At 61.5% G+C, this 10,178-nt stretch carries 12 protein-coding genes; 8 read left to right on the top strand and 4 right to left on the bottom strand.

From position 1 onward, the window contains the following. Nucleotides 1-5 precede the first annotated feature (5 nt). Nucleotides 6-1,925: a Stk1 family PASTA domain-containing Ser/Thr kinase gene (pknB, locus tag AYX22_RS00320; protein WP_207595600.1), complete on the top strand. Its 1,920-nt coding sequence runs from the start codon at nt 6-8 to the stop codon at nt 1,923-1,925. 105 nt (nt 1,926-2,030) lie between these two features. Here pknB and AYX22_RS00315 read toward each other — a convergent pair whose 3' ends face one another. Continuing rightward, entirely contained in the window at nt 2,031-2,672 is a 642-nt protein-coding gene (locus AYX22_RS00315) for an aminodeoxychorismate/anthranilate synthase component II (RefSeq protein WP_207595599.1), read from the bottom strand. Nucleotides 2,673-2,842: 170 nt separating this feature from the next. Then, nucleotides 2,843-3,670, bottom strand: a complete 828-nt coding sequence (locus AYX22_RS00310; RefSeq protein ID WP_207597406.1) for a class E sortase — start codon at nt 3,668-3,670, stop codon at nt 2,843-2,845. A gap of 157 nt (nt 3,671-3,827) precedes the next feature. On the opposite strand from AYX22_RS00310, the gene AYX22_RS00305 reads away from it, so the two are divergent. The 7 genes from AYX22_RS00305 (at nt 3,828) to AYX22_RS00275 (ending at nt 8,640) form a co-directional block, all read left to right on the top strand. Then, nucleotides 3,828-4,082: a cell division protein CrgA gene (locus tag AYX22_RS00305; protein WP_089593065.1), complete on the top strand. Its 255-nt coding sequence runs from the start codon at nt 3,828-3,830 to the stop codon at nt 4,080-4,082. 45 nt (nt 4,083-4,127) lie between these two features. Continuing rightward, nucleotides 4,128-4,637 carry a methylated-DNA--[protein]-cysteine S-methyltransferase gene (locus tag AYX22_RS00300; protein ID WP_207595598.1) on the top strand — a complete coding sequence of 170 codons (510 nt, stop codon included), beginning with the start codon at nt 4,128-4,130 and terminating at the stop codon, nt 4,635-4,637. Then, complete coding sequence (locus AYX22_RS00295; protein WP_207595597.1) at nt 4,637-5,167, top strand: RNA polymerase sigma factor; 531 nt, start codon at nt 4,637-4,639, stop codon at nt 5,165-5,167. Before AYX22_RS00300 ends, AYX22_RS00295 begins: the two co-directional genes overlap by 1 nt. Next, nucleotides 5,164-5,793, top strand: coding sequence for a methylated-DNA--[protein]-cysteine S-methyltransferase (locus AYX22_RS00290; RefSeq protein WP_207595596.1), 630 nt, complete (start codon nt 5,164-5,166; stop codon nt 5,791-5,793). The genes AYX22_RS00295 and AYX22_RS00290 overlap by 4 nt, the downstream gene beginning before the upstream one ends. After that, entirely contained in the window at nt 5,790-6,506 is a 717-nt protein-coding gene (locus AYX22_RS00285; protein WP_207595595.1) for an alpha-ketoglutarate-dependent dioxygenase AlkB, read from the top strand. The genes AYX22_RS00290 and AYX22_RS00285 overlap by 4 nt, the downstream gene beginning before the upstream one ends. A gap of 93 nt (nt 6,507-6,599) precedes the next feature. After that, on the top strand, nt 6,600-7,199 hold the full coding sequence (locus AYX22_RS00280) for a DNA-3-methyladenine glycosylase I (protein ID WP_207595594.1): 600 nt from the start codon (nt 6,600-6,602) through the stop codon (nt 7,197-7,199). Nucleotides 7,200-8,019: 820 nt separating this feature from the next. Beyond that, nucleotides 8,020-8,640, top strand: a complete 621-nt coding sequence (locus tag AYX22_RS00275; RefSeq protein ID WP_207595593.1) for a GyrI-like domain-containing protein — start codon at nt 8,020-8,022, stop codon at nt 8,638-8,640. A 45-nt stretch (nt 8,641-8,685) separates the two neighbouring features. On the opposite strand, the gene AYX22_RS00270 is transcribed toward AYX22_RS00275, so the two are convergent. Together AYX22_RS00270 and AYX22_RS00265 are read right to left on the bottom strand one after the other, a co-directional pair. Further along, the gene (locus AYX22_RS00270) at nt 8,686-9,540 is read right to left on the bottom strand and encodes a rhomboid family intramembrane serine protease (RefSeq protein WP_207595592.1); all 855 of its coding nucleotides are present in this window, start codon (nt 9,538-9,540) and stop codon (nt 8,686-8,688) included. A 21-nt stretch (nt 9,541-9,561) separates the two neighbouring features. Further along, nucleotides 9,562-10,104 (bottom strand): peptidylprolyl isomerase, encoded by a 543-nt coding sequence (locus AYX22_RS00265; RefSeq protein WP_090822161.1) that lies wholly within the window; start codon nt 10,102-10,104, stop codon nt 9,562-9,564. Nucleotides 10,105-10,178 lie beyond the last annotated feature (74 nt).

Below are 10,178 nucleotides of genomic sequence, written 5' to 3'. Positions count from 1 at the left end.
GTCCCATGTCTACGCCACGCCAAGGTCCCGCGCATCGAGAGGAGAGCACACCTGTGTCTTCACAGCGCATCCTCAATGAACGCTACGAACTCGGTGATTTGATCGGTCGTGGTGGCATGGCGGACGTATACCGCGGAACGGATACTTTGCTGGGGAGGACCATCGCGGTCAAGATCCTGCGTGCAGATCTGGCCCGCGATCCGCAGTTCCAAGCCCGGTTCAAACGTGAGGCACAGGCCGTTGCGGCGTTGAACCATCCGTCCATTGTGGCCATTTTCGATACCGGCGAATATTCCGTCCCGGGTGGCCCCGGCGAGGATGTTCGTGTTCCGTACATCGTCATGGAATACGTCGCAGGGCGCACCCTGCGGGACATGATCAAGGCGAACGAACTGGGCGTTGAGAATTCCATCGGCTACACCCTGGGTGTCCTGGCCGCCCTGGAATACAGCCACCGTGCGGGAATCGTCCATCGCGACATCAAGCCAGCCAATGTCATGGTTTGTGCTGACACCGGAGACGTCAAAGTCATGGACTTTGGCATTGCACGCGCCATGGCAGATTCCGCTGCCACCATGACCCAAACCCAGGCCGTCGTAGGCACGGCACAGTACCTTTCACCGGAGCAGGCCCGCGGCGAAACCGTGGACGCCCGCAGCGACCTCTATTCGGCGGGTTGCCTCCTCTATGAACTGCTGACCAGCCGGCCGCCGTTTGTCGGCGACAGCCCGGTCTCGGTGGCCTACCAGCACGTCCGCGAAATCCCGGATATGCCCAGCTCGCACAATCCCGACGTTTCCGAAGCCCTCGACTCGGTCCTTGCCAAGGCCCTGCAGAAGAGCCGGACAGACCGTTTCCAGGACGCTGCTTCCTTCCGCCGCGCCCTGCGCGCGGCAAGCAATGGCATTCCCGTCCCGGCTGTCCCGGCAAGCGAAGCACCCACTGATCCGAACGACCTTGTGGACCAAGAGGACCCGGATACCCAACTCCTGAGCTCCACCGCAGTGGGCTTTCTTGCCGCTGACCAGTTCAAGGAACCGGAGTATAAGGACGAACCCGCTGAACAGCAGCCGGAAGAGGCACTTCCCTTGGGCCTCCCACCGGAACGCGAGCGTACAGCGGGCCAGAAGAGCCGCCGTCGTGCGTGGGCTGCAACTCTGGTGATCTTCACTCTTATCGTGCTGGCAGGCGGCGGTTTCTGGCTTTACAACCTCATGAACGCGCAACCGCCGGTCCCGGCCAAGATCGCTGTGCCCGTGGTGGCCAACATGACAGAGTCCCAAGCCATCCAGGAACTCTATTCGGCCAAGCTGGTGCCTAAAACGGTGCGCGAAGCCAGTGACACGGTGGCCAAGGACATGACCATTGGCACATCGCCCACTGCAGGTTCAATGCTCGACCAGGACGCCGAAGTTGTCCTCAAGATTTCCAGCGGACCCAGCTCGGTAACCATTCCGGCCGACATCGTGGGCCGTACGGAGCCCGACGCCCGTGACGCCCTGCGCAGGCTGGGTATCACCGGCGATATCGTGACTGTCCGGACGCACAGCGCTACTGTGCCTGTGGGCTTGGTGATCAACACTGGCCCGGCCCCCGGCGGAGCCATCGCCATCAGCTCCAAGGTGGAACTCCAGGTCTCCTCGGGCAAGGTACTCATGCCCCAGCTGATTGGCTTGCCGGTGGCTGAAGCGGAAGCCTCGCTCAAGACCAACGGCTTGCCCATGGTGGTGGTGGAGCAGGAGAACTCCGAGGTAGCGCCCGGCACCGTAACGGCCCAGAGCGAGACGTTCAACACCGAAGTGGATCAGGGTAAGTCCGTCACCATCACGGTGGCCAAGGCCCCCGTCACCCCCACGCCCACTCCCACTCCAACGCCCACGGAGACGGACAAGCCGACCCCCAAACCGACGGCCACCAAGAAATAGCCGGACCGAAGGCAGCGGGCCGGCGCCCGGAAGCGTGCATCAAAGCGAGGAACGAGCTAGCACACGGAGGGCGGCGGTCGCTGCCGACCGCCGCAGCCCCGCCACTTACTGCTTGATCAGCGGGCTCAGTTTGGAGGCGCGTTCGGCCGCTCCGGCCATCCCCAAGGACTCCAACCAGTTGCCGAGCATCTGGTACCCGCCTTCTGTGAGGACCGATTCCGGGTGGAACTGGACACCGCAAAGAGGTGCGGTCTTGTGCTGCAAGCCCATCACTACGCCGTTGGTGGTTTCGGCAGTGATCTCCAGGACATCCGGGATGGAATCGCGAACCGCAGCGAGTGAGTGGTAGCGCGTTGCCGTCACGGGCGAGGGGAGCCCGGCGAAAACGCTCTTGCCTTCATGACTGACGGGGGACGTCTTGCCGTGCATGAGTTCAGGGGCATGGGTCACCACCCCGCCGTACGCCTCGGCCAGGGCCTGGTGTCCCAGGCAGACGCCGAACATCGGTTTGCTGTTGTCGCCGCACCACTTGATGAGCTCGATGCAGACGCCGGCTTCGGCCGGGGTTCCGGGACCCGGCGAGACGAGGACGCCGTCCCGCGTTGCTGCGAGCTCAGTGGCCTCGGCGAGTGTCACGTCGTCGTTGCGGACCACGGTGGTCTTCGCGCCGAGCTCCTGGAGGTATCCCACCAAGGTGTAGACGAAGCTGTCGTAGTTATCTACTACAAGAATTTTTGTTGTGCTCATGGCTGCTGCACTAAACCAATCGTTGAGTCAGTCAAAGTGGTGAATTGGGAGAACCAGGGGAAGAGGAACTGGACCATCAGTACCAGGGCTGCTGCCACCAATACCAAACAGGTCCGGATCCGCACCCAGACGGGTCCCGGTAGATTACGGAAAATCCACGCGTACATCCGCTACCCCTTTCCTTGGGCCTGGGCTACTTGGGCGGCAATGTCCGACGGCGGTCCTGCTGAGGCCGGTTGCCAGCTTTCCATGACGGAGTAGGCGATGATGCGTTCCTGCGAACCGAAACGCGGGTTGCAACTGGTCATGGTAAGGATTCTCTCCTCAGGCGCGACGCCCGTCTGGGTAGGCACGGGCAGCAATACATCAGTGCGGTTGGGAAGCACGATCTGGTTGTTGCGGAAGACGTAGGTGTAGTACCCGTCAGCGGTCTGAACGTAGATCTTGTCCCCGGGAGCCAGGGTGTGGATGCTGTCCAGGACCGCTCCGTGTGTCTGCCGATGGCCGGCCACCGCAAAGTTCCCGATTGCGCCGGGCATGCTGGTGCTTCCGTAGTGTCCCAAGCCCAGCGTGTCCAGAACGTCCGCGCCGGTTCCTTCGATGATGGGACGGGTGTAGTCGGCACCGAAACGCGGAATGTACATGATCCCGATCGTTTCCCCGTTGGCAGGGGCTGTTCCCACGACTGGATCCCCGTAGTCCGCCGGGGTCGCGGACTCTGATGGAGTAACGGGCCCTGTGAGTTGCTGGGCGAAGTTCTGGATGGCTTCCGCCTGTTTGGCGTCTGCCTCAACGTTGGTCCACCACAGTTGCCAGCCCACAAACAGCAGCAGGACGACACCGGCCGTGATGAGGAGTTCACCCAGGATCTGGCTGAGTTTTCGGATGACGTCCGAAGCGCGGAGGGGCGTCCGGGGAGTTTCTTCCTGCCCGCGGCGCCCGGACGGCACGGCAGAAGTTGCCGTCGTCTGCTGATGCGCCACAGCGTCTCCTCGGATAGGGCGCGGGCGCGGCGGGCGGACCCCGAGTTGCGGCTAGACTTGACAGCTAGAACCAACCCGGAACGCCGCGTGGCCGTTAACCGCTGGAATTTTCCTTCCTGCAGGATATCAAGGCTGGCTGGAACGGGTACCAACGTACAGCCAAGGAGGATCCGTGCCCGAGTCCAAGCCCCGCAAGCGGCCTGCCCGTCAGGACCAGCAGGCTTCCGCAGCGCAGCAGTACAAGCCGAACCCGGTTTGGTACAAAGCCGTCATGTTCGGGCTCATGATCCTCGGCCTCCTCTGGATCATCACCTTTTACATCACCGAGGGACAATTCCCGGTCCGGGACTGGGCCTCATGGAACATCGTGGCCGGCTTCGGAATTGCCATTGTGGGCTTCCTGATGACCACGCGCTGGCGCTCCTAGGAAAGCCGCACCTCACATTTCCGTGCCCGTAGACGTCTACAAGGTATGAGCATCCGGCACACCACCATGGATTCCCCGTTGGGGCAGTTGACGCTGACTGCCCGCGGGGAATTTTTGACGGGCATCTTCTACGAGGGCCACTGGCATATGCCTCCGCCCGACTACTTCGGGGTTCCTGTTGGGTTCGAGGATCCTGTGTTCACCCGGGTCCGGCACGAACTGGACGAATACCTGAGTGGCCACCGCACCGTTTTTGACGTAGCGCATGAGGCACGCGGGAACCCCTTCCAGGAAAAGGTATGGACACGCCTAAAAGACATTCCTTTCGGAGAGACCGTCAGTTACGGCGAGTTGGCGGCTGAGTTGGGCGATCCTCATCTGGCCCAGGCCGTGGGCTCCGCCGTCGGCCGGAATCCCATCAGCATCATCATTCCGTGCCACCGCGTGGTGGGACGCAAGGGCCAACTGACCGGGTATGCCGGTGGCCTCCGGAACAAACGCTTCCTTCTTGAATTGGAAGAACCGGCGGCTGTGAAAGAAGGAAAACTTTTCTGATGGGGCTTCGGCAAGCGATCGGCAAAAAACCCTTCGAATCGGTAGTGCACGAACAGGGGTCCACCGTCCTCCGGGTGTGCCGTGCGGTCCTGGGCGTGCACGACGCCGACGACGCCTGGTCAGATACCTTCCTCGCTGCCCTCCAGGCCTATCCTGACCTCCCGCACGACGCCAACGTGCAGGCCTGGCTGGTCACCATAGCGCACCGAAAATGCATCGATCACCTGCGCGCCGGCAACCGTCGGGCCGTCCCGGTGGATTCCCCGCCCGAGCATGCGTCGCACCTTGGTATTCCCGGTGGGGACCACATCGAGTTACTGGACGCGGTGGCCCATCTTCCACCCAAACAACGGCAAGCCGTGGCGTATCACTACCTGGCTGGACTTCCCTATAAGGACGTAGCCGCACTCCTGGGAGGTACTCCTGAGGCCGCAAGACGCGCAGGGACTGACGGCGTCAAAGCCCTCCGCAGCGTGCTGGTTGACCTTCCGGCGCTGACACATTCACTTTCGAAGGGAGAAATCCGATGACCCTTGAATCAAGCCCCGACCACGCGGACGTGTTGTCACTCCTGGAACCCCTCGACGCCGGCCTGGAACCCGCCCTTACGAGCCTGCGCGCCCGGCTTGCCCGCGATGCCCAACTGACCCACACCCTGGACGTGGCTTACAGAGTGGTGGATTCCCCTGTGGGGAAACTCCTCTTGGCTGCCACCGACCGGGGAATCGTACGGGTGGCCTTTGAGGTGGAAAACCACACCGAAGTCCTGCAGCGCTTGTCCGACACCATCAGTCCCCGCATTCTTCAGGCACCGGCACGGTTGGACAGTGCTGCGCGGCAACTCGAGGAGTATTTTGGCGGCACCCGGACAGAGTTCGATCTCACCGTGGACTTCCGACTGTCCCGCGGGTTCCGGCTGAATGTGCTGCAGCACCTGCCCCGGATTGCCTATGGTCGGACCGAAAGCTACGCGGACGTTGCTTTGGCTGCGGGCAGCCCCAATGCGGTCCGGGCTGTTGGAACTGCCTGTGCCACCAACCCGATTCCCGTCATCATCCCCTGCCATCGTGTAGTGAAGTCGGATGGCAGCTTCGGCGGCTACCTCGGGGGACCGGAGGCAAAACGCGCGCTGCTGACTTTGGAGGCAGCAGCGTGAGCGATGACGCCTTGTTTCCGTTGGAGCTGGTGCAGCCTGAAACGCACGACGCCGGACCCCGGCTGATTGCCCCGGGCGCGGTCCATATCCCCGGCTGGCTCAACGCCGAGCAGCAGCGGTGGATTGTGGGGCGCTTTGGCGAATGGACCCAGGGTCCGGTGCCTTTGCGGGCTGCAACACTTCCGGGCGGCCGCCGGATGTCGGTCCGTACCGTGTGCCTTGGGTGGCATTGGCAACCGTACAAGTACACGCGGGAAGCCACCGACGTCAACGGCCGTCCCGTGCTCGATTTCCCGGACTGGATGGTTCGTTTGGGACGGAAGGCTGTAGCGGACGCCTACGCGTCCGGAGCCGACCCGGAAGGGTCAGTGACCGATCTTGCCTCGAACTACACGCCCGACGCCGCACTGGTGAACTTCTACGACGACGGCGCAGCCATGGGTATGCATCAGGACAAAGACGAACGCTCGGGGGCACCCGTAGTGTCCCTCAGCATCGGCGAGGCCTGCCTCTTCCGCTTCGGCAATACCAAGACCCGAACCAAGCCGTATACGGATGTGAAACTCCACTCCGGAGACCTGTTTGTCTTCGGTGGGCCGTCCAGGTTTGCCTATCACGGCATTCCCAAAGTCTTTCCCGGAACTGCTCCCGCGGACTGCGGCCTGTCGCACGGACGGATCAACATCACCATGAGGGTAACTGGAATGTCTTGAGGCGATGAATGTCAGGGCCACCCGGCAGAATATCCCCAGACGCCACAACAACTGGCCGCGGGTTCCAGGAGCCCCGGCTGCGGAGGAGCATGAATGATCCCGGACAACGGCACAGTCGTCGGTGAGGACGGCCTTGCCCGCCCCCTGTGGGCTGCATCGGACCCGCTCATGCAGGCTTACTACGATCACGAGTGGGGAATGCCTGTCCGCGATGAGCAAGGCATGTACGAACGCATCAGTCTGGAGGCCTTCCAAGCGGGCCTGTCATGGGCCACCATTCTCCGGAAACGGGAAGCATTCCGGACTGCGTTCCTGGACTTCCACCCGGACAGCGTTGCCGCCTTCACAGATGAGGACGTCGAACGGCTGATGCTGGATGCCGGGATTGTCCGCAACCGCCTCAAGATCCGTGCAGCCATCACCAATGCCAAGGCCACTATTGCCCTGCGCGAAGAGGGCGGGCTGGTGGACTTTGTATGGTCTTTCCAGCCACCCACCACCCCGGCTCCCCGTACCTATGCGGACATTCCCACAACATCTCCTGAGTCAGTCGCACTCTCCAAAGCACTCCGGAAGAAGGGCTTCGCCTTCGTTGGGCCCACCACCATGTATGCCCTCATGGAAGCAATCGGCATCATTGACACCCATCTAATGGACAGTCATCGCCGTGGGTCGTCGGGAGTATGGGCCTGATCCATCGGCTCAGCGTGGGTGTGATTCCCGTGCGGCAACCCCCGCAACCCCCAGCCCTTGTCCACAGAAGTGCGCAACTTTATCCACAGGCGTGGATAAACTCTGTGGACATCCATGGAAATCGGCCATGGATCGCTGGGCTGGCGCCAATTTTGGCCACATTCCCGGGTAAGAACAGTTTTACCCACTGTGTACTGGGCTGTGGATAGTGCCCCAAGTTTCACCGAATGTTCAACATCGTAGGATTGCCGGCTTTGCCCTGGGTTGCTTTGGGGGGCACATCGGCGGCACATCGGCTCCGCCCTTCCACAGCCACACTGCCCCGCTGATCACACGGCCGGCAGCAGGGGCCCAAAAAGTTACCCACTTAATAACAGCCACCTACGCACAAGTTATCCACAGGTGGGGAAAACTTGTGGGTTTCTCAGTGGAAATCCCCACGATGACGGGGCTCAGAGCCCCTGGAATGCCCTGAACTACACGACTGTAAGTTATTAACAATGTTGATAAGCCTGTTGATACACGCAGCTGTGGGACGTAATTAACAGGGTTGTCCACACTGGGCCCATAATCACTCTGTTTGTCCACAGATCTGGGGCCAACGGGGACAAAGTTATCCACAGGTGTGGAGAAATTCATGCCTTTCGGGGGATATCTACCGATCTCACGGCCCCAACGACCGGAAGCGGGCCTAACTACACGCATGTAAGTTACACACAGTGTGGATAACGGTTGTGGATAACATCGCGGACAGCCGCCACTGCCGCTGGGCGTAACGGAGTACACCGACGGGGTGTGGGCTTGGGCGTACCGTGGTGGCATGAAGAGCGACTTCAAGAAACTGATCCCCAGCTACAGCGCCAAGCACGGCGAGTTCTCGGTAGTAACAGTTCCACCGCTGCAGTTCCTGATGATCGACGGCCACGGAGACCCCAACAGCGCCCAGGCCTACAAGGACGCTCTGACCACTCTGTATCCGGTGGCCTACAAGCTGAAGTTCTTCAGTAAGAACGAGCTGGACAAGGATTACGGCGTGATGCCCCTGGAGGCCCTCTGGTGGGCCGATGACATGGAGTCCTTCACCAGCGCCAGGGACAAGTCACAGTGGGACTGGACGTTGATGAACCTGGTTCCGGATTGGATCACGCATGAGCATTTTGATGCAGCACGCGAAGTGGTGGCCAAAAAGGGGGAGGCCCCGGCCTTGGATGAACTCCGGTTGGGGCCGTTGGAGGAAGGCATGAGCGTGCAGACGCTCCACATTGGGTCCTACGATGATGAGGCACCCGTGCTTGAGGAGATGCACAACAGTTTCATTCCCGGTCAATCACTGGTTATGACCGGCAAGCACCATGAAATCTATCTTGGCGATCCGCGCCGCACCGCACCGGAGAAACTCAAGACCATCCTGCGGCAGCCGGTGATGCCGATTGCAGGCTGACGAAGGCTAAACCGGCCGCGGACGGGGAAACCAGCTGACGAGCGGCTATCCGGCAGTGACGCGGAACCACGTGACCACGGCCAACAGGCCAGCCACCAGGATCAGCCCGCCGGCCTGCAGCAGGGCTTGGTTCTTGCCCTTTGGTGCGTAGGCGATAACGGCAGCAGCCAGGCCACCCGTGATCAAGCCACCCAGGTGCGCTTGCCACGCGATGCTGGGAACGAAGAAACCGATGGCTCCATTGATGGCGATCAGGACCCAGAGTTGTTTGGTTTCACCGCCACGGTGGCGTTGCACCACCAGCATGGCTCCGAAGAGGCCGAAGATGGCCCCGGAAGCACCCACAACGGCAACGGGCGGAAACATCGGGGTCAGGGCCAGGTAGCCTACCGATCCGCCGACGGCAGAGATCAGGTACAGAGCGAGGAACCGGATACGCCCGAGCAAAGGCTCAAGGGCTTGTCCGAAGATCCACAGCGTGTACATGTTCAGCACGATATGAAGCAGGAAACCCTGCGAATGCAGGAAGGCCGCGGTGAGCATGCGCCACGGTTGGCTGTCGGCGAAGATATTCGCGAAGGCAAAATTCTGGAAGACCGCATCCCGGGGCACGATCCACTGAAGGACAAAGATCAACAGGCACAAGCCAATGATCATGTACGTCACCAAGGGCTTGCCCACAGCCAGGGCGCCGCCGTACGGCGACCGGTAGACCGGCGTCGTACGTTTTTGTTCGTTGACGCAGTCAACGCATTGGAACCCGACGGCGGCCGCCCGCTGGCACTCGGGGCACGCAGGGCGCCCGCAGCGCTGGCACCGCACATAGGAGGGCCTGTCCGGGTGCCTCGGGCACACCGGAATATCAGCGGACGGCTCTGCCGACGGGATTCCGTAACTCATGAGCTCAGGTTCAGAGTCTGACTAGAGCTGTTCGATGTCGATGCTGTTGATGACGACGTCCTCAACGGGGCGGTCGCCCATGCCGGTGCGGACGGCCTCAATGGCATCCACAACCTTGCGGGATTCCTCGTCCGTGACCTCGCCGAAGATGCTGTGCTTGCCGAAGAGCCAGTCGGTGTTCACGGTGGTGATGAAGAACTGTGACCCGTTGGTGCCCTTGCCCATCTGGATACCGGCGTTGGCCATGGCCAGCTTGTAGGGAGCGTTGAAGGTCAGTTCAGGGTGGATTTCGTCGTCGAACTGGTAGCCCGGTCCGCCAACGCCGCGGCCCAGGGGATCTCCGCCCTGGATCATGAAGTCCTTGATGATGCGGTGGAAGATGGTGCCGTCGTACAGCGGCGTCCCGGTCTTGTCTTCGCCCGTTTCAGGGTGGTTCCAGGACTTTTCGCCCGTGGCCAAGCCAATGAAGTTGGCGACCGTCTTGGGCGCGTGGTTGCCGAAGAGGTCAACCTTGATGTCGCCGAGGGTCGTGTGGATCGTTGCTTTTGCGGTTGCGATGGTCATGGCCCCATTCTTCCATGCAGGGTCAACGCCGTTGCAGTTGTAAAGCCGGTTCCGCGCTCGGTGAAATCCGGGAC

This window comes from Arthrobacter sp. D5-1 (genome assembly GCF_017357425.1).
Lineage (GTDB): Bacteria > Actinomycetota > Actinomycetes > Actinomycetales > Micrococcaceae > Arthrobacter.
Note: the sequence above shows the minus strand (reverse complement) of the source record. Positions and strands in the feature narration are given on the sequence as shown.

What these genes read in the sequence shown, in the direction of transcription:
- pknB (WP_207595600.1), top strand. Translation starts at nt 6, where the DNA reads ATGTCTACGCCACGCCAAGGTCCCGCGCATCGAGAGGAGAGCACACCT.
- AYX22_RS00315 (WP_207595599.1), bottom strand. Translation starts at nt 2,672, where the DNA reads ATGAGCACAACAAAAATTCTTGTAGTAGATAACTACGACAGCTTCGTC.
- AYX22_RS00300 (WP_207595598.1), top strand. Translation starts at nt 4,128, where the DNA reads ATGAGCATCCGGCACACCACCATGGATTCCCCGTTGGGGCAGTTGACG.
- AYX22_RS00295 (WP_207595597.1), top strand. Translation starts at nt 4,637, where the DNA reads ATGGGGCTTCGGCAAGCGATCGGCAAAAAACCCTTCGAATCGGTAGTG.
- AYX22_RS00290 (WP_207595596.1), top strand. Translation starts at nt 5,164, where the DNA reads ATGACCCTTGAATCAAGCCCCGACCACGCGGACGTGTTGTCACTCCTG.
- AYX22_RS00280 (WP_207595594.1), top strand. Translation starts at nt 6,600, where the DNA reads ATGATCCCGGACAACGGCACAGTCGTCGGTGAGGACGGCCTTGCCCGC.
- AYX22_RS00275 (WP_207595593.1), top strand. Translation starts at nt 8,020, where the DNA reads ATGAAGAGCGACTTCAAGAAACTGATCCCCAGCTACAGCGCCAAGCAC.
- AYX22_RS00270 (WP_207595592.1), bottom strand. Translation starts at nt 9,540, where the DNA reads ATGAGTTACGGAATCCCGTCGGCAGAGCCGTCCGCTGATATTCCGGTG.
- AYX22_RS00265 (WP_090822161.1), bottom strand. Translation starts at nt 10,104, where the DNA reads ATGACCATCGCAACCGCAAAAGCAACGATCCACACGACCCTCGGCGAC.